This is a genomic window from Colwellia sp. MEBiC06753, assembly GCF_053470325.1.
Window position 1 is genome coordinate 14704 of record NZ_JBQMTM010000008.1, and the last position, 23373, is coordinate 38076.

Consider the following 23373-nt stretch of genomic DNA (forward strand, 5'->3'; position numbering starts at 1 on the left):
ACTGGAGAACAAGATGAATTCACCAAAACCGAATGAAGCACAATTATCACAAGAAGCGATTGCTTTAGATTATTTGCGCCGCATTTTGTTAGCTCCAGTTTATGATGTTGCCAAGGAAACGGAACTAACACCATTAACCAAGTTATCGGCGCGTTTAGGTAATCAAATTTACTTAAAACGCGAAGATCAGCAGCCGGTACATTCGTTTAAATTACGCGGTGCCTACAATAAATTATCGAACTTAACCGAAGCGCAATCAATACATGGCGTCGTTGCCGCTTCCGCTGGTAATCATGCACAAGGCATGGCGCTGGCGGCAAGTAAGCTAGGCATTAAAGCCACTATTTTTATGCCAATTACCACGCCCGATATTAAAGTGGATAACGTCCGCCGTTTAGGAGCAGAAGTTCGGTTAGTGGGTAAAAGTTTTAATGATGCGCAAGCAGCTTCGGTGGAATGCGCCGAACTAGAGCAAAAAACCTTAATTCATCCGTTTGACGATCCTGATGTAATTGCCGGTCAAGGCACGGTTGCTAAAGAATTGCTGCAACAACAGGCCAAGCTCGATGTGGTGTTTGTGCCGGTCGGTGGCGGCGGATTGCTTGCCGGTATGGCGGTTTATTTAAAACAATTGCGCCCAGAAATTAAAATTATTGGTGTTGAAGCTGAAGATTCTGCTTGCTTACAAGCAGCAATGACCGCTGGTCAACCTACAGATCTTGTGCAAGTAGGTTTATTTGCTGATGGCGTAGCTGTTAAACGCATTGGTGAGCATACCTTTGATTTAATTAAGCATTATTGTGATGACGTGATCACAGTTAATAGCGATGAAATTTGCGCGGCAATAAAAGATATTTTTGAGCAAACTCGCGTGATTGCCGAGCCTGCTGGCGCATTATCGTTAGCTGGCATTAGTAAATATTGCCAAACCAGCTGTGGTAATGAGTCATTAGCTGCCATTTTATCAGGTGCTAACATGAATTTTCATAGCTTGCGTTACGTTTCCGAGCGTTGCGAGCTTGGCGAGCAAAAAGAAGCAGTAATGGCGGTCACTATTCCTGAAGAAAAAGGCAGTTTCCGTAAGTTTTGTAAAGCGTTATCAGGGCGTGGCATTACTGAATTTAATTACCGATATGCAGGCGCCCGTGATGCCAATATTTTTGTTGGTGTAAAAATTTCAGGTGGTGTAACAGAACGTGTTGCACTGCAACAAAGCTTAACTTCCGCTCATTATAAAGTGCGTGATTTTACCGATAATGAACTGGCGAAATTGCATGTGCGTTATATGATTGGTGGTCATAGCCCGACGGTAACACCAGAGCGTATTTTCCGTTTCCAATTTCCTGAGTACCCAGGCGCATTGGAAAACTTTTTAGATACCTTAGGTGAGCTTTGGAATATCACTTTATTCCATTATCGTAATCATGGAGCTGCTTTTGGCCAAGTATTGGCTGGTTTTGAAGTGAACGATGACGAGCAATTGGCATTTTTTAGACACCTAAAAGATTTAGGGTATGAGTGGCAAGAAGAAACACAAAATTTAGCTTATCAATCTTTTCTTAAGCATTAATTTTTAAAACATTAACTTCTTAAGCGTTAATTTCTGAAACATTAATGCATTTGTGCGGCAAGGAATCCAGTAATGGCTAAGACAAACACTATATACGGCGATCGACTATCAGGTAATTGCTACAAAGTGCAATTAGTTGTAGAACTATTGACCTTGCCTTACCAATGGATGCCAGTGGATATTTTGGCGGGAGAAACTCAAACGCCGGCGTTTTTAGCCAAAAGTCCCAATGGCAAAATTCCTCTGCTAGAGATTGAAAATGGTGAAATATTAACGGAATCGAACGCCATTATTAATTATTTAGCCAATGGTTCGAGTTATTATCCAAGCGATGTATTTGTGCAAGCCAAAATTCAGCAATGGCAATTTTTCGAGCAATATAGCCACGAGCCTTACATTGCAGTTGCCCGCTTTATTAACAAGTATTTGGGATTACCAAAGGAACGGCTTGCTGAATATCAGGCTAAACAAGCTGGTGGGCACAAAGCACTGCAAGTAATGGAAAAGCAGTTAGGGCAAACGCCGTTCTTAACGGGTGAACAACCAACAACGGCAGATATTTCGCTATTTGCTTATACCCAAGTAGCGGATGAAGGTGGCTTTGATTTATCTCAATATCCAGCGATAAACGCTTGGCTAGATCGTATTAAGTCGTTACCACATTTCATCGCTATGGCAGCGGGTTAAAAAAGCTGCTTAGCAGGGGCAAGTTATCCTTACTATCGACAACGCAGTTTATTGCTCTAACCAGGCTAAAGCTTCTGGCTGATTATTAAAATATTGTATTTCGCCAGAAACAAACCAAGCGCCAACTTTAACGCCAAATTCTAACCATTTATCATTACCCACTACGGCGATTTTCTCAAACTCGTTACCGTGTTTTAAGCCAAGTTTAAAATCATCCCATGCCGCTCTAAGCTCCCAACCTTCAAGTTCATTGCCATCAAAAAACATTTTAACTTTTGGGGTTTCAACACTGGCCAGTGCAGAGTCAATCATTGGGGTGATGGTTTGGTAATCTTGATGAGTTAATTTGCCGACTGCCTTTAATGAAATAAAAAACTCACTGTTTACCCGTTCAATGCCGATACCGATACCATGTGTTTTCGTCGTCATCATTAGTTCCTTGCCATGTGATGTTAAGTGTTGAGTATAGGACAAGTTGCTAATGTGCAATTGATTTAGATCATAAAGATAGCCGCGTTGCGAAAGTAAACCGCCGCGCGGCTAGATAATAAACTCTGAGTTATTTAAGAGGTAAGTAGATATCTGTTTTTAAATCACATTCATCTACTTGGTGAACAAGATTTAAATAGTGAAAAAAGCACGGGAAATCCCTAACTTCTTCGCCGCTTTCAGGCAGCCACTGGCGATACAAATAATAAACGGAATCGCTGATATTATCATGGCTACCATTGTGTCTGACTTTTGCGCAGCGACCACCTGGAATTTCACCGTTTCGAACGCCTTGTGGATTATCCGCTATGGCGCTGGTTACCGAGCCAGCAAAATCAAAGCGAAAGTCGGCGTCATCAGTAACATTGGGATCGCTATAAGGAATACCAAAAGTTTTGCTGGTATTAACTGGCGAAAAGCCTGAGCTTTTGCGCCATTCAATAAACTGCGCCGCGCTTTCCATGAGTTTTGTTGGTGAACCATGATGTGTCAGCAAGGCAACAGGCAGTGTGTCAAATTCGACAATTTCTACATTCATTGTTTTAACCTTTAATTCGGGTAATTGAAAATCAAACTGTTGATGCCAATGCGGCCAGTTTGGTGTACTTCTGAATTGACTCGGTGATTGGCTAAAGGTCCGTTTAAACGCCCGACTAAATGCTTCGGGGCTATCAAAGTTTGCTTCTAGGGCAATATCAATAATTCGAATTTTGTGTTCAAACGCTAGTCGAAACGACGCACGCTTTAAACGGGCAAATTGAATATATCGAATGACACTGATGCCAACAATTGACAAAAACAAGCGATGGAAATGAAACTTAGAGCAAAAGGCAACATCGCTCAAGGTATCTAACGATAAGTTGTCGTCTAAATGCTGGCTAATATAATCACATACTCGGTGAATACGTTGGTTGTGGTTAGTGCTCATTTGTCGCTGAATTGGTCTTAGTTATTCAAAAGTGGCGCTAGTGTGTCACGCCACATTGTTGTCGACTTGATTGAAATTGCGCTATTGGCGTTGGTAGTGAATAAATGAGCATTAGTTAAGGTCACTAGCTTGGTTTTCTTCAGTAGCGAGCTCATCAGTGGCTAACTCTGTTGCTTGTTCGCCTTGAGTTTGCTCGGCTAATTTAGCCCGCTCAGCTTTGGAAATATAAGCTGGCTTATTGGATTTATGCAGCTTAGCGTTTTTACGTTTGGCCTGCTGCTTGAGTTTGCTAATAATTTTTTTACGTCGATTCACAATGCTTACTTGATAAAGGTTAATGGACTAATGATAACTATCATTTGGCTTAAACACTTATTAATTCCGGTATATTCGTTAATATTCATCTTTTTATTTGTTTGGGAATACCTAAGAATAGCATGCAGGCAGCCGGCAATGCCTCAATTTTCAAATATCAATTAGCAGTACAATTACTCGCGAAATTAATTAAGGAACCACCATGACTTTAGGTGAACAATTTAAACAATTAAGGCAACAACAAGGCCTTAGCCAACCACAACTTGCTGAACTTGCCGGCATTGAACAGTCGTATTTATCTAAACTAGAAAATGATAAATCATTACCGTCGAACGATATTTTTCGTCGGTTAATTGCCGCATTAAATGTCTCGATAGAGCAATTATTATCGCCCCTTGATCACTCACTCATTAACAATGAGTTAAAGCAAATTACCGATATTGAATACTGGCTTAGTCAGCAAACCACTAAAACTTTTGAGCAGCGTCGCGGCTTTTTATTGGTGTCGAGCTTGTTAATTGTAATTGCAGTTACCTTATTTTACGCAGGGCTTAGTAAAGAAGTCTTTCCTGAGTTGCGCTATTTGTATTTATCTAAAGGTGTGGTGCTTGAAGGTGAGCCAGACAATATCTTTCGTGAATGGCGTCAGCAAATCGATATGAGCCAAGAAAGTAACCGAGGTTTAATTGAATCTAAGCGCGCGGAAATCGCTAAACGCATTGATGAAAAAACTATTCAGCTAGAAGAATATACTGGTGAACGCTTTGTTCAACCCGTTGCTGGCGGCAGTCGCACTTATGTATTTTGGAAAGAAAAGCAATTTAGCCAACCGATTAATGTTTGGTTAAAAGTGCTTGGCGTATTTTTATTCACCGCCGACATTATGGGCTTTGTTTTAGAGTGGAAGCTATTTAATAAAAACTAACGTAACGTTGGAAACTTTTTACCTCAGTAATTCGGTAGTTCAGCGAATTTTTATGACAATTCAAAGGCATTAAACTAGGCTGGTGAAAAAACAATACTATAAGAAGGTAGACCAAAACGTGAAAAAAATAGTTGTATTGCTATCGTTGTGGGTGTTTTCACTAGCCAGTATTGCGGCCGAACATAGCCGCACACTTGCTATTGATGCTAGCAACACCACGAAACACACCACCAAAATTAAAGGCGAAAAGATCAGTTATTCAGCCACTACAGGTACACAGCCAGTGTGGGATGAAGACGGCCATCCAACTGCCAGTTTATTTTATACTTACTATCAACGTACTGACATTAAAGATATCAGCACGCGTCCGTTATTAATTTCATTTAATGGCGGTCCAGGTTCAGCATCAGTATGGATGCATGTGGCCTATACAGGTCCAAAAGTGTTGAATGTTGATGATGAAGGTTTTCCGTTACAACCGTACGGTGTTAAAACCAATCCTTATTCAATTTTAGATGTCGCTGATATTGTTTTTGTTAATCCAGTAAATACCGGCTATTCACGTGTACTACCAGACAAAGACGGTAAAATGCCAAGCAAAGAACAACAAAAGAAAATGTTCTTTGGCGTTAATGCTGATGTTAAATATTTAGCAGAGTGGGTTACAACATTCGTTTCGCGTAATGAACGCTGGCGTTCACCAAAATATTTAATTGGTGAAAGCTACGGTACAACTCGTGTTTCTGGTTTATCACTAGAATTACAAAACCGTCAGTGGATGTACTTAAACGGTGTAATTTTAGTCTCACCAACCGATATTGGTATTGAGCGTAATGGTCCAGTAAAAGCGGCAAATCGTTTACCTTACTTTGCAGCAGCGGCTTGGTATCACAACGCCTTAGATCAAAGCTTACAAGCGAAAGATTTAGCTGAGCTATTGCCAGAAGTAGAAGCATTTACCATCAATGAATATATACCAGCGTTAGCCAAAGGCGGTTTTATTGCTGATAGCGAAAAGCAAGCAATTGCTGAAAAAGTCGCGCTTTATTCAGGTTTATCACTTGATGATGTACTAGGCAGCAACTTAGATATTGCTACTAGCTACTTCTGGAAAGCGTTATTACGTGATCGTAAGCAAACTGTTGGTCGTTTAGATTCACGTTATTTAGGTATTGATAAGAAAACTGTTGGTGAGCGCCCTGATTACAATTCAGAGCTAACATCATGGTTACACAGCTTTACGCCGGCAATTAATTATTACCTGCGTGAAGAGCTAGATTACGTAACTGATATCAAATACAACATGTTTGGACCTGTACATCCATGGGATCGCAGTGGTAACAAAACGGGTGAAAACCTACGTCAAGCCATGGCACAAAACCCATATTTAAATGTGATGATTCAAGCAGGTTATTACGATGGCGCCACCAACTACTTTGATGCTAAATACACTATGTGGCAGTTAGATCCAAGTGGTTTAATGAAAGACCGTCTATCGTTTAAAGGCTACCGCAGTGGTCATATGATGTATTTGCGTCATGACGACTTACGTGATGCCAACCAAGATATTCGTGACTTTATGAAGGCAACCTTGCCAGCTAAAGATCAGGCGGCGAAATACTAATTTTTCAATACTGAAAAATTAAGACATTAAAAGCGATTCAATCTAAGGTTGAGTCGCTTTTTTTATTGGGGGAAAGGTTAGGGGGCTTTAATTGAAACCGCTATGAATAACCACTGGCTGTTTTGGCGTATGTTTATTGATTAGCTGTTCCAGCTTTCCTTGCCCGTTAAGGGATAAAATTAGCTGGTCAAGATCTTGTTTAAATTGGTGGAATTGTGGCTGAATAACGATGACTTGATCAACTTGGCTGGTAATTACCGGTGAACGGAATACCTTTATACTGCTGCTGGTTAGTTCACTAAACAGGTGTTCTGCAATATGTTCATTTAACACCGCATATTGGCAGCGATTGGCTAACAACATTTGCACTTGTGTGGTTTGGCTTGGGGAATCAATACGCATGAACTGTTGATTGGCAAATTTGTCTTCTAAGTTTGGGTATTGATATAAACGCCGCGTGCAAATTTCTGCATTTTTCGGCAACTCAGAAAGGCTGAAATTGTCGGAAAATGGTTGTTTGCTGAAAAGAAAACTTTTGTGTTGAGCAACCGGTAAACTAAACGAGAACTTTTCTGGCTGGCTTAACCATGCTTTGGCGCTTAATGCTAAATCAAACTTGCCCTGATACAACGCCATTTCGCCGCGCTTACGATTATATTCAACATAATTAATCGAATATTGCGGTAACATCGCCAGTAACTCAGGTACGGCGCCGGTAAAGTGATTATCTTTGTTTTTATATATGTAAGGTGGAGAGCCATCGGTATTGACCATAAAGGTCAGGGCTTGCGGCTTTAATTCCTCAGCAGTAAGTGTTGTTGGCAGCAGCATGCAAGTTAACAGAGAAATTTTAACTAAATTAACTGCTCGGTTTACTGCTTGCATACGGCTACCTGAACTGTCAGTTACTCTGGCGATTGTTCGCTGGAGTTTTGCGCCAAGCGCTGCTCTAATGCCGATACTTGCGCCTCTAACTGAGCTAATTTTTCACGGGTTTTTATCAGTACTTGGGTTTGAATATCGAATTCTTCGCGGGTAACTACATCAAGTTGCGCTAATTTACGTTGTAATACGGTTTTGGTTTTGTCTTCCAAGTCAGTGGCCATATTTTTTAACCCTGGAGGAATGGCATCGGTCACTTGTTTGGCTATTTCTTCAATTTTCTTTGCGTTGATCATCTAAGCTCTCACATTTGAAACTTAATTCACTTGTCGTCATTGTAAACAAATAAACTGACAAGGTATAAAAAATTTATCGAAACTACTGCTGTTCATTATAAAACAAGGTAAAATTCACCGCCTTTTTACCACCCGTTTGAATTGATAGATACTGCTGAATGAAACTGAATCCTCGTCAAGATGAAGCCAAAAAATACGTAAGCGGCCCTTGTTTGGTGCTTGCTGGCGCCGGCAGTGGTAAAACGGGGGTAATATGTCAGAAAATCGCCTATTTAATTCAAAAGTGTGATTACAAAGCGCGTAATATCGCTGCAGTAACTTTTACCAATAAAGCTGCGCGTGAAATGAAAGAGCGTGTGTCGTCAATGCTCGGTCGTGATTTAACCCGAGGTTTAACGGTTTCAACGTTTCACTCGTTAGGCTTAGATATTGTTCGTCGTGAGCTTAAAACCTTAGGTTATAAACCGGGCTTTACGCTGTTTGATGATCAAGACACGTTAAGTTTACTTAAAGAGCTGACCGAACAAGAGCTCGATGGCGATAAAGATTTACTTAGCAAGTTGCAAATGATGATTTCAAACTGGAAGAATGATTTGCTGTTGCCTGATCAAATACTTAAACAAGTTACTGATGCCGATACTGCACTTTATGCCGAATTCTATCAGCGCTATTACCTGCATATGAAAGCGTATAACGCGCTAGATTTTGATGATTTAATCTTAATTCCAACACTATTGCTTAAGCACTATCCCGACGTGCGCGAGCGTTGGCAGAAAAAAATCCGCTATATGCTGGTGGATGAGTATCAAGACACCAATGCTAGCCAATATGAGTTGGTTAAATTAATTACCGGTGAGCGCGGGCGGTTAACGGTAGTGGGTGATGATGACCAATCAATCTATTCATGGCGCGGCGCTAAACCACAAAACTTAGTGTTGTTAGGCCAAGATTACCCGAATTTAAAACTGATTAAGTTAGAACAAAACTATCGCTCTAGCGGTCGCATTTTGCACTGCGCGAATATTTTGATCGCAAATAATCCACACGTTTACGATAAAGCACTATTTAGTGAGCATGATTACGGCATGCCGATTCGTGTGGTGCAAACTAAGAACGAAGAACATGAAGTAGAGCGCGTGGTTGGTGAACTGATTGGTCACCGCTTTATGAATAAAACCCACTATAAAGATTATGCGATTTTGTATCGCGGTAATCACCAATCGCGATTATTAGAAAAAGCGCTGATGACTAACCGTATTCCATACAAAATCAGTGGTGGCACTTCATTTTTCTCGCGTTCAGAAATTAAAGATATCATGGCGTACTTGCGCTTATTGGTAAATCCTGACGACGATAATGCCTTTTTACGAGTTGTAAACGTGCCGCGCCGTGAGCTTGGCCCTGCAACCCTAGAAAAGCTTGGCAATTACGCTAATAAGCGCCAAATCAGTATGTTTGCTGCCAGCTTTGAATTGGGCTTAGAACAAACGCTAACCGGTCGAGGTTTGGCAAACTTACAGCGCTTTACTCGTTGGCTTGTTGAAACGGCGGATAATGCCGAGCGTGGTGATACGCCGGTAGTATTGCGGTCTATGATCCGTGAAATGAATTATGAAGATTGGCTATACGACAGCTCGCCTAGTGCTAAAGCGGCTGAAATGCGTATGAAAAACGTTACTCAATTATTTAGCTGGGTGACGCAAATGCTAGAAGGTGATGAACTTGACGAGCCAATGACGCTACCGCAAGTGGTTACTCGTCTAACACTGCGCGATATGATGGAGCGCAACGAAGAAGAAGAGTTTGCTGACCAAGTGCAGCTAATGACGCTTCATGCCTCGAAAGGTCTAGAATTTCCCTACGTGTTTTTAATCGGTATGGAAGAAGGCTTATTGCCACACCAAACCAGCGTTGATGAAGGCAATGTTGAAGAAGAACGCCGCTTAGCTTATGTAGGGGTAACCCGCGCTAAGCGTGAGCTGATTTGTACTTACGCCAGAGAGCGCCGCCAATTTGGTGAAGTCGCTCGCACTGAACCGAGCCGTTTTCTGTATGAAATGCCGCAAGATGACTTAATTTGGGAAAACGATAAACCGCAAAAAAGCCAAGAGCAAAAGCAGCAAACGGCAAAAGCGGGTGTCGCGAATTTGCGGGAGTTATTAAAGAAAAAGTAAGCTGAAACTAGTCCAACCTTTGTTTAAACTTGGCTTTTAGCCGCTAAAATACCTACTGAACTAGTTGCTTATTGTTAAAAAGGCTATGCCTGTATATTCGGTTAAATAGTTTGGTCATCCCACACTTGATGTGGGATCTTTTAAATAATGAACTATTTCTTGAAAATGATTCCGGCTCAGAGGCCGGAGTGACGATTATTCATTAAGGTCGATTTTTTACTGAGTTGTTGAGCTACTTCGCCATCATCGAAGCCGTTTTCGGCTGCGCTAAAAGCTCAGCAAACACTTGCCAGCGTTTTTCAGGGCCAGCATCGCCGGTTAAGCGATCAACATATTGTTTAACTAAGTCTTGGCCTAAATTGTAATTAATCACATAAGCCCGATTAGCTTCAATAAAACCAATACGTTGCGTTGATTTTTCTTTGGTCGAAAGCGAATATTTCATCAATAATGCAATTGCTTGGTCTTTATCAATGTCACCATCTAAATAACGCTTTGCCACCATATTATCGGCATACGATAACTTACCGAGCACTGCTTGAACTTGGTCGTAATGTTCCGCTTCGCTGGCGTCTAATCCAGCTAATGGAAATAGTACTTCCCGTTCAAAGGCCAGGCGCTCAGCTTTAGGAAACGCGACATTAATGCCATAGTTGGCGCTACCTTCTGCTAATAACGACATTGGAGAGTACAGCGGATAGACGCTGTATTCAATCCAGCCAAGTTTATCGACCAAGTGTTGTTCCATTTGCGAGTTAAACACGTGATGTCCTGGGTAACCTTCATGACTGGCTAAGTCGATGGCGCGTTCAATATAAATGGGGAAATCGGTATTTAGCTGAATTAAGCTAAAATTCTTACCTTGATACCAGTTATAACCGCTCCATACTTTGTCGGTAACATATTCAATGGTAAAGCTTTCGTTTTCCGGCAAATTGATATGAGCTTTGGTGCGCTTTCTGGCTTCGTCGATCGCCGCAACAAAAACGGTATCTAGTTTATCGAGTGGAATAACAAATTGCTTTTTATATTCGTTAAGGCGTTGATTTAAATCACCTTCACCTGACAGTAATGCGTTAAGTTCAGCCAGCGACTGATCAAGTGTTTGCTCGTTGATGCTAGGGGAAATAGCGTCATAAAGTCCTAACGATTCATCATCAAAACTAATTTTTTCACCTTGTTGCTGGCGAATAAATACCGCGACTGAGTTTAATTGTACTTGTAAAAACTGTTTGCGCAGCGCTTGTTCGGCAGTCACTTGTACGCTGTTCAGTTGATTTATCAGATTTCGGGTATCGGTGAGCAGCTCGGCTAATGGTCGCTTGCTACTGGCGGTTTTCCAGTCTTCAGGACCGTAATAAGCATCAATATAAGCCGGATGGTGATGGCCAACATCCAATACAAGTTTCACATATTGCTGAGCAATTGGCGCTAAGTTGGTTGGTTCATTCATGGTAGTTTTCTGGTCACAGCCTTGCACTAATATCAGCATTAACGCACAGCTTAAGGTAAGAAGTTTTTTGATCATAATCGTACTTTTTATTTTTTGTATGCATTATACATGGTTCATTGTCTTGCGCCAGCGAGTGCTAGCGAGCTTAGTGCCTATTAATACAGCAAGACATTAGGCGCGATTGGTTGGTCAGTAAGTAGGGCAGTTAAGCTGCTAATGGTGGTTTGGGCGATAGTGGAAATAGCCTCTTCGGTAAAGAAGCCTTGATGACCGGTAATTAACACATTAGGAAATGTCGAAAGCCGCGCAAACTGATCGTCTTGTAATATTTCACCGGATAAATCTTCGAAAAACAGGTTGCTTTCAAGTTCATAGACATCAATACCCAAATAACCTAACTGTTTGTGTTTTAACGCATTGATCACAGAATGAGTATCAATTAAACCACCACGGCTAGTATTAATAAGCATAACTTCAGGCTTCATTAAGCGAAGGCTTTGTTCATTAATTAAATGTTTCGTGCTCGGCAGTAGTGGACAATGTAAGCTAATAATATCGGCTTGCTGACATAATTGCTCAAACGATACATAGCTAGCGCCCAGCGCTTTAACTTGCTTATTTTCAATTGGATCATGCGCTAACAACTGACAACCAAAACCGTTTAATATTCGCAGTGTGGCTAGGCCAATATTGCCGGTACCGATAATACCGACCGTTTTGTTGTGGAGGTTAAAACCCATTAAACCATCAAGGGAGAAGTTATCTTCGCGAATACGGTTATAAGCTTTGTGAAATTTACGCGATAAGCACAACATCATGCCAACGGTATGCTCGGCAACCGCTTCGGGCGAGTATTCAGGCACTCGACATATTTTCATGCCCAGTGCTTGTGCCTGTTCAACATCGACATTGTTAAAGCCTGCACAACGCAAGGCAATGGTGCTAATACCAAAGCTTGTTAAGCGGGTTAACACTTCGGCACTGGCTTCATCATTAACAAATAAACAAACCGCGTCAAAACCATGGGCTAGCTCGACAGTTTCAAGCGATAATTTACATTCAAAAAATTCAAAGCTTAATGGCGAATGGCTATTAAATTGATTGATAAAACGCTGGTCGTATTTTTTGCTGCTAAATACCGCGATGCGAAACTGGGCTGTGGTCATCATACATTCCTTGGCTTTATGTTTAGCGCTAAACAATTTCTGCTTTAGTATTAAGTGTGTACGAAAATAGTTAACTGCGCTATGACAAATGCATGATGTTTTTTTAAGCGTTAGAATATTGCTCGCGATCGCCCATCCAGCGTTTGATAATTGCTTGTGCTTTTTCAGGATGTTGCTTCCACAGTAAATAGGCGTGCTGTTGCACTTCCGGAATAATGGCTTGATCACGCACTAAATCGGCAATTTTTAAATCGGCAAGGCCAGTTTGCTTGGTGCCGAGCAACTCGCCGGGGCCGCGAATTTCCAAATCTTTTTGTGCAATGACAAAACCATCATTACTTTCACGCAGCACCGCTAACCGTTTAGTGGCGGTTTTAGACAGTGGCGATTTGTACATAAGGACACAATGGGAAGCGACCGAGCCTCGACCAACACGGCCGCGTAATTGGTGCAGTTGGGCAAGGCCTAAACGCTCTGGATTTTCAATAACCATTAAGCTGGAATTAGGCACATCAACGCCAACTTCTATCACTGTGGTTGCCACCAATAAGTCGAGATCGCCGGCTTTAAACGCTTCCATTACCCGTTGTTTTTCATCGGCTTTCATCCGGCCATGCACTAACCCTATGTGCAGCTCTGACAAGGTTTCCTGCAAATAATTTGCCGTATCTTCGGCGGCCTGACACTGCAACACTTCCGATTCTTCAATTAAGGTACATACCCAATACGCTTGGCGTTTATCGGTAGTGCAGGCTTGGCGAATGCGTTCTATAACATCATCACGGCGAGTATCGGGTAGGGCAATGGTGGTAATAGGCGTGCGACCAGGTGGCAGTTCATCAATTACTGAGGTATCTAAGTCAGCATAAGCTGTCATCGCTAGGGTTCGAGGAATGGGCGTCGCGGTCATGATTAATTGATGAGGATACTTGTTATCAAATGCGCCTTTTTCTCGTAACGATAAGCGTTGATGCACGCCAAAGCGGTGTTGTTCATCAATGATGATTAGCGCTAACCGATGAAACTGCACTTGTTCTTGAAACAGCGCGTGGGTGCCTACCGCCATTTGCATTGTGCCATTAGCAATTTTTTCCAGTGCTTGATTACGGGCTTTCGCCTTAGTTTTTCCTGCTAACCAACCAACGGCAATGCCAAGTGGTTCAAACCACTTTTGAAAGTTTATCGCATGTTGCTCGGCTAATATTTCGGTTGGCGCCATTAAAGCGACTTGAAAACCCTGACCAATAGCGGTAATTGCTGCCAGTGCCGCTACTAAGGTTTTGCCCGAACCAACATCACCTTGTACTAAGCGCATCATTGGCAGCTCTTTAGCTAAGTCTTGGCGAATTTCTTCTACTACGCGCGCTTGGGCATTGGTTGGGCTAAACGGTAACGATGCCAAAAATGCCTGATTGAGCTGCTGATCAATGGTTAAGGCAACCGCTTCATGCTTATTCGATGATTGGCGCAGTTTAACCATACTTAAGTTATGAGCCAGTAATTCTTCTTTAATCAGCCTTAATTGTGCTGGGTGTTTGCCATTTTCCAGTTGTTCAGTGGAAACGTCGGGCGGCGGTCGATGAATTAGTTTTAATGCCTGCGCTAAAGTATACGGTTCATTTAGAAACTCTGGCGGCAATAATTCTTCAACACTACCGTATTCCAAGCGCTTTAATGCTTGTTCAGTAATATTTCTCAGGCTAATTTGCCTAAGGCCATCGGTGGTTGGATAAACCGGCGTTAGCGTTTCTTCAACCGGTGTAAGTGCTTGGTCTTTATCCAGTGGCTTATATTCAGGATGAACAATTTGAAAACTGCGAGGGCCACGTTGAATTTCGCCGTAGCAGCGAATTTCGGTGCCGATTGTTAAGGCATTTTTTTGCGCCGCGGAAAAATGGAAAAATCGCAAATCAACGCTGCCAGTGCCGTCATTAATGGTCACTACCAGCATACGCTTGCGCCCCAAAATCACTTGGTTGTTGGTGATTTCGCCAATGATATTGGTATAAATGCCGGGCATCAGATCGCGAATGGCGGTAATACGGGTGCGATCTTCGTAGCGAAGTGGCAAGTGGAACAGTAAATCCTGTACTGACACTAGCCCGAGTTTTTCAAATTTTTGCGCCATGCTTGGCCCAACACCTTTAAGCGATGCTATGGTCAGTTGGGCAAGATTAGTCAGTCCTTTGTCGGCAATTGCTGGCATAAGTAGAGATAATTAATCGTGATCGATATCGGCCCAAGCTTCTTGGCTCATTTGCATTTTTTGCCACCACTCTTCTGATGCGATAATTTCACCGTCTTCATTGACATGCGGATAAGGTAAACCTTTGGCTTTACAGACTTTAGCAAAAATTGGATGGCCGCCTTCAAATAACATGCGCTGGCGCACGCTTTCGTCAATGGTTGCTTTACCATACATACCGGCAAGTTGACGTTGGCGCTGGGCTTCATAAAGTACCACGGCATTGGCAACCGAGACATTCAGCGATTGAACCATGCCGACCATAGGAATAATGATGTCTTGATCGGCCATTTCTTTAGCAATATCCGAGGCACCGAATTTTTCCTGACCAAGAATAATCGCCGTTGGCTTAGTGTAATCAATCTCACGAAAATCAACGGCAGTGTCGGAAAGGTTAGTCACCAAAATCTGCATATTTTGCTTTTTAAGCTCATTAATCGCATCTTCGATTTTTGAGTAGTTATGAACATCTACCCAGTTTTGACTGCCAGCAGCAATACCACCAGTAGCGCGCATACGCTCATTTTTCCATACCGCGTGCACAGCGCTAACACCAATAGCGTCACACGTACGAACAACTGCCGCAAGGTTATGAGCTTTGTGTACGCCTTCCATACAAACGGTTAAGTCAGGCTGGCGGTTGTTGAGCATTGAGTTAATGCGTTCTAGTCTTTCTGGAGTCATTTTTCTTCGTTCTTCACATTTATACTGTGTTGCTGTGAAATTTTAGCTTAATCACGTACGTGATGTACGCTCATAATCAAAAATTCCAAAGCGCCTTATCTAAATGCGAATAACTTTGAAAAACACATTTAGCGGGTAGATATTTTTTTGTTTTACATTAATAAAAAGCAGTCTTGTAGTTCAGATGCCGCTTGAATGGCTTTTAATCAAAAAAGTGACGCGCAATATACAAATGTATATGAGCATCACTGATGCAGAGTAAAAGTTATTCAAGCAAATATGAACGTCAACAAGATTAGGCGACGTTTGGAATCTCCATAATCCCATCAATTTCAATGTCGACACCTTTCGGTAAAGCCGATACTTGAATGGCCGCACGTGCCGGATATGGTTCTGCAAAGTATTTGCTCATAATTTCATTTACTGTGGCAAAGTTTGCTAAATCAGTCATGAAAATATTGACCTTGACCATATCATTAATTGAACCGCCGGCACCTTCGCATACGGCTACTAAGTTTTTAAATACTTGTTCAGCTTGCTCGGCAAAGCCACCGCTCACCACTTCCATGGTTGCTGGTACTAATGGAATTTGCCCCGATAAGTAAACCGTATTGTTTACTTTCACTGCTTGGCTATAAGTGCCGATCGCGCTTGGCGCGGCATCTGTAGAAATAATTGTTTTCATAATAATCCTGTTGTCTATTTGTTACGGAGTACTTTTTGTACATCAACCATAACTTTGATTTTCCTGATAATGTCGGCGAGATGAATACGGTTGCGACAGGTGATTTCCATATCAATTGCGTATAAGCCGGTGTCTTTTTCACCTGAATTTAATGAATGAACATTTGAGTCGCAACGGGCGACAACATTGGTTAATGCCGCCAATGCACCTTGGTGATTTAAAATCTCTATTCTAAGTTTAGCAATAAATTCTTTATCTATATCGCTATCCCACTTCACAGGGAATAATTTGTTTTCTTGCGCCTTGATATTACGACAGCCAGATTGATGAACAATTAAGCCTTTACCTGGGCTTAAATACGCCAAAATATTATCGCCTGGAATTGGGCGACAACACTTACTGTAAGTCACCATCATGCCTTCTGTGCCTTTAATCGGCATTTTATTTTTGCTGTGGTGCACTATATCAACGCTGTCTTCGGTAAATTCGTCAGTTAAGCGTCTGGCAATACCAATACTTAAGGCGTTACCTAAACCAATATTAATTAACAATTGCTCAAACGTTTGGTTGCCAGTTTGTGCCACGACCAAATCAATTTTTTCTTGTGCTATATCTTCAAGCTTAGTGGTGCCAAGGGCATGGCTAAGTAAACGTAGGCCAAGTGCTTGTGATTCATTTTCTTCTTGCGAACGAAGGTAAGTACGAATTTGTAAGCGCGCTTTGGCGGTAACGACAAAATTGAGCCATGTTGCGTTTGGTCTGGCTGCTGGTGACGTCACTACTTCGATAGTTTGCCCAGAGTCAATTGGCTGACTAAGCGGATATGGTTTGCGATCAACCTTACAGCCTACACAAGAGTTACCAACATCGGTATGTACAGCATAAGCAAAGTCTACCGCGGTTGCCCCCATAGGTAATTCAATAATACGACCATCTGGCGTGAACACGTAAATTTCTTCAGGGAATAGATCGGTTTTAACGTTTTCAATAAACTCAAACGAACTGCCGGCGCTTTGCTGTAATTCCAGTAAGCTTTGCATCCAGCGGCGAGCTTTCATTTGCGCGGTGGTGCCGCTGTCGTCACCATCTTGTTTATAAAGCCAATGAGCGGCAACCCCTTTATCCGCCATTTGATCCATATCATTGGTACGAATTTGAATTTCTACTGGAATACCATGTGGACCAATTAAAGAAGTATGTAGCGATTGATAACCGTTAGTTTTCGGAATGGCGATATAGTCTTTAAACCGGGTTTCAATTGGCTTAAATAAGTTATGCACTGCACCTAAGGCTCGATAACAGTCGTCAATTTTATCAGGCACAATCACGCGAAACGCGTAAATATCCATCACTTCATTGAACATTAGCTCTTTGTTGAGCATTTTTCGGTAAATTGAATACAGGTGCTTCTCGCGACCTTTGACTTCGGCTTTAATGCCGACTTCAGCTAAGCGTTGCTCAATTTCGCCCTGAATATTATTGATGATTTCTTTACGATTACCGCGCGCTTGTTTCACCGCCGAGCGAAGTGCTCGAGAGCGCATTGGATAAAGCGCTTCAAAGCCTAACACTTCCAACTCGCTTTTAATATCGTGAATACCAAGGCGGTTGGCAATTGGCGCATAAATTTCGAGGGTTTCGCGAGCAATGCGGCGGCGTTTTTCGGGGCGTAATGATTCGAGCGTCCGCATATTGTGAGTGCGATCAGCCAGTTTGATTAAAATAACGCGAATGTCTTTGGTCATTGCCAAAACCATTTTGCGGAAGTTCTCCGCCTGCATTTCTTCTTTGTTATCAAACTTAAGTTTGTCTAGCTTACTAACACCTTCAACTAATTCGGCAACGGTACTACCAAAAAGCTCGGCCAGTTCATCTTTAGTCACCGGCGTATCTTCAATCACATCATGGAGCAAAGCTGCCATCAAGGTTTCGTGATCAAGGTGCATTTTCGCTAGATTTAAAGCAACCGCAACTGGGTGAGTAATGTATGGATCGCCACTTGAGCGCATTTGACCATCATGAGCATCGCGAGCCACGATATAGGCTTTTTTGAGTAAATCTATCTGCACTTTAGACAGATAACTCGATACATACTCTTTTAATGGTTCAAATAAATACACAGATGGCTCCCACAAGTTACGGCATACAGTGGATGATAAATTTTTGCTCAGATAGGGCTAGAATACGCATTATTGATAGGCTTGCCAATAAGCGGCCATAAAAAAACGCGTAAACATCAAAGATGTTACGCGTTTTCTGAAACCGAGATAGATTAACCGTGATGGTTACCTACAATTGCAGCTACTGCTGCTAATTCTGCTGACTCTTGCTGAACTTGTTCGTGACGATCTACGTCATCCATAATTTCAGAAGTGATTAAGTCAGCTTCAATTTCACGTAAAGCTAATACCGTTGGCTTGTCATTTTCTAACTCAACCATTGGATCTTTACCACCAGTGGCAATTTGACGAGCACGACGTGATGCAACTAACACCAAGTCAAAGCGATTACCGATTTTGTCTACTGCATCTTCAACAGTTACGCGAGCCATGTAGCTACTCCACAAAGATTATTTCAATAAATAGCTGTGTATTATATATACCCATGGGTATCAAGATCAATCATTAGCCAATAGATCGTTGAATAATTCTTGATGGGCGATCGCTTGTTGGCTGCGTTTAAGGCGCTGATTAGTCACTATGGTGGTTAAGTTTGTTAGCGCGGTATCAAAATCATCGTTGATGATAATGTAGTCAAACTCTTGATAATGCGTGCATTCAGATTGCGCTTGCGCCATACGATCGGCAATCACTTCATCGCTATCTTGGCCGCGGCCACGTAAACGCTTTTCTAATTCGGCACGTGATGGCGGCGCGATAAAAATTGTGGTGACTTCTGGCTTTTTCATTCGTACTTGTTGGGCACCTTGCCAGTCAATATCAAGAAAGACATCAATACCTTGTGCTAACTGTTGATCAATTGCGGTTGCTGAAGTGCCGTAATAATTACCAAATACTTCAGCATGTTCATAAAAACTACCAGCGCTAATTTGCTGTTCAAATGCGTTTTTACTGACAAAGTGATAATGCACGCCATTTTCTTCGCCCGGACGCGGTGCTCGGGTGGTAGTGGATACTGAGACCTGCATTGGACGACCAGTATCAAGCTTTAATAGGGCAGAAATTAAGCTCGATTTTCCGGCACCGCTAGGTGCTGACAAAATAAATAAATTACCCGGCACTGTCATGTCAAACTCCACAGGATTTATGTCTCTAAAAAAATGTAGCCGAACTATACAGAAGTTGCCGGAAAATGACTAATTTTCTGTATTTCTTTGTTTATCGTCGCGGTGGCGGCGGCACGCAAAGGGGGGGATGCGAAACCCTTCTTGGATTATCTCCGCGCTACTTGGGCTGCTAGTTATTCGGCAATGACCATTGTTATCGTCATTCCTGCGAAAGCAGGAATCTCTACCTATTTTAACGCTTGATTCAGTCCGCGTAGATTCCGCATCGAATGCGGAATGACAGTTATTACTCTTGCTGTTGCTGTGTTGGGTATCGTTGCCACCGTGATGTTATCTCAAAAGAAAGCCAGACATAGGGTAGTTGTGACTTTGACGATTAAATACTTTAACAATTACTTTTGAAGAGTATGATCGTAAGCCTCATTAATTTCCAAAGTGGTGTTTTATGTCATTTCCTCCTTGTCCTCAATGTCAGTCTGAATATGTTTATCAAGATCAAAGCCAACTTATCTGCCCAGAGTGTGGCCATGAATGGAATCCATCTGAAGTTAATACTGATGATGTGATTACGGTAAAAGATGCCAATGGTGCTTTGTTGGCAGATGGCGATAAGGTTACGGTAATTAAAGACTTAAAAATAAAAGGCAGTTCACAAGTCATTAAAATTGGCACTAAAGCGACGATTAGACGAGTGCTCGATAAAAAAGATCATGAATTAGACTGTAAGGTTGATGGCATCGGTGAAATGATGGTGACAGCGCAGTTTGTCAAGAAGGCTTAATGCGGCAGGCAATTGTTTATTGCTGACTTAAACGCGTATTTCAAAAATAAAAAAGCCCGCTACTTGCGGGCTTTCACTTATGCTACGCTTTAATATTTAACGTGATGCTTTAAAGTACTTTAGCAATTGATTTTGCTAAGTAATCTACATTGCTATTGGCAATACCAGCAATACTGATGCGGCTTGAGCCAACCATATAAATGCTAAATTCGTCTTGTAACTGTTGAACTTGCGCTGGGGTAATACCTAAGAACGAGAACATACCTTTTTGACGAGTAATATGGCTAAAGTCACGTGTTACGCCGTTCTCAATAAGTTTATCTACTAATAACTGACGGTTGCCATTGATACGATCGCGCATTTCCGCCAATTCGTTGTACCATTCGTGGCGTAATTCGTCTGAACTTAAAATGGTTTCAACTAGTGCGGCACCATGTGCTGGTGGCATAGAGTAAATAACGCGAACCACGTAAAGTAATACTGAATAAGCTAAATCAACGGCATCTGAAGATTTGCCAATAATCGTGGTTGCGCCAATACGTTCACGATATAAACCGAAGTTTTTCGAACAAGAGCTACAAACAATCATTTCTTCAACGTTGTCAGCTAATAGGCGTAAGCCGTAAGCATCTTCGTCTAAGCCGTCGCCAAAACCTTGGTACGCCATATCAACAACTGGCAAGAAGCCGCGATCTTTCGCTACTTCAGTCACTTGTTGCCATTGCTCTTGGCTTAAGTCCATACCGCTTGGGTTATGACAACATGCGTGTAATAACACTGCATCATCAGCACTTACTTCTTTCAGCGCCGCTAACATGCCATCGAAATCTAAACATTTGTTTTCGTAGTCGTAGTATGGGTAAGTTTTTACAGTTAAACCGGCAGCCGCGAATAAACCAGTGTGGTTCGCCCACGTTGGGTTGCTTACCCAAATAGTGGCGCCCGCTTTACATGATTTAATAAATTCTGCAGCAACGCGCAAAGCACCTGTACCACCTGGGGTTGAAACGGTGCGAGCTCGCTTGTCATTTAACACTTTGTGATTGCCAAAAATAAGCTTTGACATTTCATCGTTAAACAAAGGTGAACCGCTTGGGCCAATGTATACTTTGGTATCTTCATTATCGTGACGATATTTTTCAGCTTTTTTCACACAATCTAAAATAGCGGTGTGACCAGCTTCATCTTTATAAACACCAACACCCAAATCGACTTTTTGTGGATTTGCATCTTCACGATATTTCGCCAATAACCCTAGAATAGGATCGGCTGGCAATGCCTTTAAGCTACCAAACATGACTCCGTTTACCTTTTAGTTTGAGGGAGAGAAAGCGCACGACTTGTTCATTTAAAAATCAGTGCACAATTAAGCGCTAAGCATAGCTATTTAGATGGCTAAATAAAAGCGTTAAAATCAAAAAAAGCGAGCTTGGTTATAATTATTTTTACTCGCTTTTGTTTACACTTGTGTTCAACTTTCGTAACGCGTTGATTTTGCTGAATCACAGTGACTTTAAGCAACCTTAATAATTGCCGCAAGCAAGCCTATCAGTCCGCCAAAAATGCCGCCCCAAACCACTAACCAACCTAGATGAGTGCGGATCATTTCTTGAATAATTTCTTTGACCAATTGCGGGGTTAATTCATTTAATCGTTGCTCAATAATATCGCTGACTTTATCTTGCATATTGGCGAGGTTGCTATCGCCTTCAATGGCATCGCGCAAGTCTTGGTTAAACTTATCGGTTTCGGTAATTTCAGTGATTGCAGTTTTCATGCGAGTAATAAAAGGCTCACGCATGGGTTGAAGTGCTTCAGTGCCACCAAGCATGGCTAGCATGCCGCCGAATTGCGATTTTTCAATAACATCAACTAAACCATCAAAGGCTGGGTTTAAATCTACTTTTTCAATTACTGGTGATAGATTGAGTTGCACGCCTTGGCTGCTTGATAAAAATCGATCAATATTTTCTTTGGTAAAAAACTGGCTCATCATCAGATGGCGAATGCCTATTTTAAAATCTTCAAAGCGCGCCGGGATAACGCCAGAGCCATATAAACCTGGCACCTTTTCAAATAACATATGAATAGCCAACCAATTAGTAACCGCGCCAGATAGCGCAAATAAGCCAACGGAAAAGACAATAGGCTGCGCCAAACTATAGCCAGCAATCACTAATAACAGGGCGATAAGGTTGGTGATACTGCTTTTATTCAAAAGTTACTCCAAAACCAATAACAAAACTAAAACACGGGCAATGGTAGCAAGTCTATTGATTTGCTGACAATAGTTTCGCAAGATGAAGCCAGTAAAAACAATAGGATATAACATGATAAAAACACTACTAACACTCATCAGCCTTTGGTTGTTAATACAGTTGCCTGTACACGCCAAAGCAGATCAACAATGGCGCACGGTAGCCCCAGACCAGTTAATGGTGATGACTTTGCCACAAGGCAAAGTGATTTTTGAATTGGCACCGCAGTTTGCACCCAATCATGTGGCTCATTTCACAGCACTCGCCAAAGCGGGACATTACAACAACAATAAGTTTTATCGGGTGATTGACGGCTTTGTTGCTCAAGCAGGGCCGGATGGCGGTGAAGAGGATAGTGCCAAAACCGAAAAAATGTTGACAATAGAAGGAGAGTGGACAACAGATAAATCGCAGCCATTTGCCTTAGTGCAAAGCCCTGATTTATTTGCCGAGCAAACCGGATTTCGTCAAGGTTTTGCGCTTGCTCGCAACTCAAGTGAACAAAAAACCTGGTTAGCCCATTGCCCTGGCATATTGGCGATGGCACGCGGTAATGAAGCCGATACAGCCACCAGCCATTTTTATATTACCAATGGTCAAGCACCGCGCTACTTAGATCGGATTATGACGATATTTGGCCGTGTCGTTTATGGCATGGATAAAGTGCAAGCAATCACGCGTACTCAGGTAATTGACGGAGATACGCCAGTGCCTGAAAGTGAATTTACCCCGATTATTTCAATGCAACTAATGGCTGATTTGCCTAAAGCTGAGCAGTGGCAAGTGATGGTTGAAGATACAGAAAGTAAAGCCTTTGCGGAGAAAATTGCTGATCGCCGAGCTAGACCACATGCATTTTTTTATAAAAAGCCGCCGCCGGTGTTGGATGTTTGTCAGGTGCCAGTGGTGAGTAAAGTGGTTAAGGCTTTAGTAGATAGTTAAATCAGCCAAAATTTTGCCAATC

The 23373-nt window shown here is 42.0% G+C and carries 22 protein-coding genes; 7 read left to right on the forward strand and 15 right to left on the reverse strand.

Annotated features, from left to right (window positions below):
• The first annotated feature begins 13 nt into the window (after positions 1-13).
• The gene (ilvA, locus tag ACOB82_RS08045; RefSeq protein ID WP_448212458.1) at positions 14-1570 is read left to right on the forward strand and encodes a threonine ammonia-lyase, biosynthetic; all 1557 of its coding nucleotides are present in this window, start codon (positions 14-16) and stop codon (positions 1568-1570) included.
• A 72-nt stretch (positions 1571-1642) separates the two neighbouring features.
• On the forward strand, positions 1643-2257 hold the full coding sequence (locus ACOB82_RS08050; protein ID WP_448212459.1) for a glutathione S-transferase family protein: 615 nt from the start codon (positions 1643-1645) through the stop codon (positions 2255-2257).
• Positions 2258-2305: 48 nt separating this feature from the next.
• On the opposite strand, the gene ACOB82_RS08055 is transcribed toward ACOB82_RS08050, so the two are convergent.
• The 3 genes from ACOB82_RS08055 to ACOB82_RS08065 all read right to left on the reverse strand — a co-directional run bounded on the left by ACOB82_RS08055 (position 2306) and on the right by ACOB82_RS08065 (position 3989).
• Positions 2306-2686, reverse strand: a complete 381-nt coding sequence (locus tag ACOB82_RS08055) for an STAS/SEC14 domain-containing protein (protein ID WP_448212460.1) — start codon at positions 2684-2686, stop codon at positions 2306-2308.
• 130 nt (positions 2687-2816) lie between these two features.
• Positions 2817-3674 (reverse strand): AraC family transcriptional regulator, encoded by an 858-nt coding sequence (locus ACOB82_RS08060; protein WP_448212461.1) that lies wholly within the window; start codon positions 3672-3674, stop codon positions 2817-2819.
• 111 nt (positions 3675-3785) lie between these two features.
• A complete protein-coding gene (locus tag ACOB82_RS08065) occupies positions 3786-3989 on the reverse strand; it encodes a DUF2986 domain-containing protein (RefSeq protein WP_448212462.1) in 204 nt (67 codons plus the stop codon).
• Between the two features lie 202 nt (positions 3990-4191).
• On the opposite strand from ACOB82_RS08065, the gene ACOB82_RS08070 reads away from it, so the two are divergent.
• Both ACOB82_RS08070 and ACOB82_RS08075 read left to right on the forward strand, forming a co-directional pair.
• A complete protein-coding gene (locus ACOB82_RS08070; protein ID WP_448212463.1) occupies positions 4192-4914 on the forward strand; it encodes a helix-turn-helix domain-containing protein in 723 nt (240 codons plus the stop codon).
• A 127-nt stretch (positions 4915-5041) separates the two neighbouring features.
• Positions 5042-6538, forward strand: coding sequence for a S10 family peptidase (locus ACOB82_RS08075; protein WP_448212586.1), 1497 nt, complete (start codon positions 5042-5044; stop codon positions 6536-6538).
• Between the two features lie 87 nt (positions 6539-6625).
• Here ACOB82_RS08075 and ACOB82_RS08080 read toward each other — a convergent pair whose 3' ends face one another.
• On the reverse strand, positions 6626-7423 hold the full coding sequence (locus ACOB82_RS08080) for a substrate-binding periplasmic protein (protein ID WP_448212464.1): 798 nt from the start codon (positions 7421-7423) through the stop codon (positions 6626-6628).
• Between the two features lie 20 nt (positions 7424-7443).
• A complete protein-coding gene (gene ubiK / locus ACOB82_RS08085; protein WP_448212465.1) occupies positions 7444-7716 on the reverse strand; it encodes a ubiquinone biosynthesis accessory factor UbiK in 273 nt (90 codons plus the stop codon).
• A 158-nt stretch (positions 7717-7874) separates the two neighbouring features.
• Here ubiK and rep point away from each other — a divergent pair, with 158 nt between their 5' ends.
• Positions 7875-9890: a DNA helicase Rep gene (rep, locus tag ACOB82_RS08090; protein WP_448212466.1), complete on the forward strand. Its 2016-nt coding sequence runs from the start codon at positions 7875-7877 to the stop codon at positions 9888-9890.
• A gap of 232 nt (positions 9891-10122) precedes the next feature.
• Here the strand turns inward: rep and ACOB82_RS08095 are convergent, their stop codons facing one another.
• The 8 genes from ACOB82_RS08095 to gmk all read right to left on the reverse strand — a co-directional run bounded on the left by ACOB82_RS08095 (position 10123) and on the right by gmk (position 19370).
• On the reverse strand, positions 10123-11418 hold the full coding sequence (locus tag ACOB82_RS08095; RefSeq protein WP_448212467.1) for a hypothetical protein: 1296 nt from the start codon (positions 11416-11418) through the stop codon (positions 10123-10125).
• A gap of 80 nt (positions 11419-11498) precedes the next feature.
• Positions 11499-12509, reverse strand: coding sequence for a 2-hydroxyacid dehydrogenase (locus ACOB82_RS08100; protein ID WP_448212468.1), 1011 nt, complete (start codon positions 12507-12509; stop codon positions 11499-11501).
• Positions 12510-12612: 103 nt separating this feature from the next.
• Entirely contained in the window at positions 12613-14715 is a 2103-nt protein-coding gene (gene recG, locus ACOB82_RS08105; protein WP_448212469.1) for an ATP-dependent DNA helicase RecG, read from the reverse strand.
• Between the two features lie 12 nt (positions 14716-14727).
• Positions 14728-15438: a tRNA (guanosine(18)-2'-O)-methyltransferase TrmH gene (trmH, locus tag ACOB82_RS08110; RefSeq protein WP_448212470.1), complete on the reverse strand. Its 711-nt coding sequence runs from the start codon at positions 15436-15438 to the stop codon at positions 14728-14730.
• Between the two features lie 295 nt (positions 15439-15733).
• Positions 15734-16126: a RidA family protein gene (locus ACOB82_RS08115; protein WP_448212587.1), complete on the reverse strand. Its 393-nt coding sequence runs from the start codon at positions 16124-16126 to the stop codon at positions 15734-15736.
• Between the two features lie 11 nt (positions 16127-16137).
• Positions 16138-18243, reverse strand: a complete 2106-nt coding sequence (gene spoT, locus ACOB82_RS08120; RefSeq protein ID WP_448212471.1) for a bifunctional GTP diphosphokinase/guanosine-3',5'-bis pyrophosphate 3'-pyrophosphohydrolase — start codon at positions 18241-18243, stop codon at positions 16138-16140.
• Between the two features lie 152 nt (positions 18244-18395).
• Positions 18396-18674, reverse strand: coding sequence for a DNA-directed RNA polymerase subunit omega (rpoZ, locus tag ACOB82_RS08125; RefSeq protein ID WP_448212472.1), 279 nt, complete (start codon positions 18672-18674; stop codon positions 18396-18398).
• Positions 18675-18740: 66 nt separating this feature from the next.
• Positions 18741-19370 (reverse strand): guanylate kinase, encoded by a 630-nt coding sequence (gene gmk / locus ACOB82_RS08130; RefSeq protein ID WP_448212473.1) that lies wholly within the window; start codon positions 19368-19370, stop codon positions 18741-18743.
• A 445-nt stretch (positions 19371-19815) separates the two neighbouring features.
• Here gmk and ACOB82_RS08135 point away from each other — a divergent pair, with 445 nt between their 5' ends.
• Positions 19816-20151, forward strand: coding sequence for a zinc ribbon domain-containing protein YjdM (locus ACOB82_RS08135; protein WP_448212474.1), 336 nt, complete (start codon positions 19816-19818; stop codon positions 20149-20151).
• A 109-nt stretch (positions 20152-20260) separates the two neighbouring features.
• On the opposite strand, the gene ACOB82_RS08140 is transcribed toward ACOB82_RS08135, so the two are convergent.
• Both ACOB82_RS08140 and ACOB82_RS08145 read right to left on the reverse strand, forming a co-directional pair.
• Positions 20261-21448, reverse strand: a complete 1188-nt coding sequence (locus ACOB82_RS08140) for an amino acid aminotransferase (protein ID WP_448212476.1) — start codon at positions 21446-21448, stop codon at positions 20261-20263.
• 216 nt (positions 21449-21664) lie between these two features.
• Entirely contained in the window at positions 21665-22369 is a 705-nt protein-coding gene (locus ACOB82_RS08145; RefSeq protein ID WP_448212477.1) for a DUF445 domain-containing protein, read from the reverse strand.
• 112 nt (positions 22370-22481) lie between these two features.
• Here ACOB82_RS08145 and ACOB82_RS08150 point away from each other — a divergent pair, with 112 nt between their 5' ends.
• Positions 22482-23351, forward strand: coding sequence for a peptidylprolyl isomerase (locus ACOB82_RS08150; protein ID WP_448212478.1), 870 nt, complete (start codon positions 22482-22484; stop codon positions 23349-23351).
• Positions 23352-23373 lie beyond the last annotated feature (22 nt).

What these genes read in the sequence shown, in the direction of transcription:
- ilvA (WP_448212458.1), top strand. Translation starts at nt 14, where the DNA reads ATGAATTCACCAAAACCGAATGAAGCACAATTATCACAAGAAGCGATT.
- ACOB82_RS08050 (WP_448212459.1), top strand. Translation starts at nt 1,643, where the DNA reads ATGGCTAAGACAAACACTATATACGGCGATCGACTATCAGGTAATTGC.
- ACOB82_RS08055 (WP_448212460.1), bottom strand. Translation starts at nt 2,686, where the DNA reads ATGACGACGAAAACACATGGTATCGGTATCGGCATTGAACGGGTAAAC.
- ACOB82_RS08060 (WP_448212461.1), bottom strand. Translation starts at nt 3,674, where the DNA reads ATGAGCACTAACCACAACCAACGTATTCACCGAGTATGTGATTATATT.
- ACOB82_RS08070 (WP_448212463.1), top strand. Translation starts at nt 4,192, where the DNA reads ATGACTTTAGGTGAACAATTTAAACAATTAAGGCAACAACAAGGCCTT.
- ACOB82_RS08080 (WP_448212464.1), bottom strand. Translation starts at nt 7,423, where the DNA reads ATGCAAGCAGTAAACCGAGCAGTTAATTTAGTTAAAATTTCTCTGTTA.
- ubiK (WP_448212465.1), bottom strand. Translation starts at nt 7,716, where the DNA reads ATGATCAACGCAAAGAAAATTGAAGAAATAGCCAAACAAGTGACCGAT.
- rep (WP_448212466.1), top strand. Translation starts at nt 7,875, where the DNA reads ATGAAACTGAATCCTCGTCAAGATGAAGCCAAAAAATACGTAAGCGGC.
- ACOB82_RS08095 (WP_448212467.1), bottom strand. Translation starts at nt 11,418, where the DNA reads ATGATCAAAAAACTTCTTACCTTAAGCTGTGCGTTAATGCTGATATTA.
- ACOB82_RS08100 (WP_448212468.1), bottom strand. Translation starts at nt 12,509, where the DNA reads ATGACCACAGCCCAGTTTCGCATCGCGGTATTTAGCAGCAAAAAATAC.
- recG (WP_448212469.1), bottom strand. Translation starts at nt 14,715, where the DNA reads ATGCCAGCAATTGCCGACAAAGGACTGACTAATCTTGCCCAACTGACC.
- trmH (WP_448212470.1), bottom strand. Translation starts at nt 15,438, where the DNA reads ATGACTCCAGAAAGACTAGAACGCATTAACTCAATGCTCAACAACCGC.
- rpoZ (WP_448212472.1), bottom strand. Translation starts at nt 18,674, where the DNA reads ATGGCTCGCGTAACTGTTGAAGATGCAGTAGACAAAATCGGTAATCGC.
- gmk (WP_448212473.1), bottom strand. Translation starts at nt 19,370, where the DNA reads ATGACAGTGCCGGGTAATTTATTTATTTTGTCAGCACCTAGCGGTGCC.
- ACOB82_RS08135 (WP_448212474.1), top strand. Translation starts at nt 19,816, where the DNA reads ATGTCATTTCCTCCTTGTCCTCAATGTCAGTCTGAATATGTTTATCAA.
- ACOB82_RS08140 (WP_448212476.1), bottom strand. Translation starts at nt 21,448, where the DNA reads ATGTTTGGTAGCTTAAAGGCATTGCCAGCCGATCCTATTCTAGGGTTA.
- ACOB82_RS08150 (WP_448212478.1), top strand. Translation starts at nt 22,482, where the DNA reads ATGATAAAAACACTACTAACACTCATCAGCCTTTGGTTGTTAATACAG.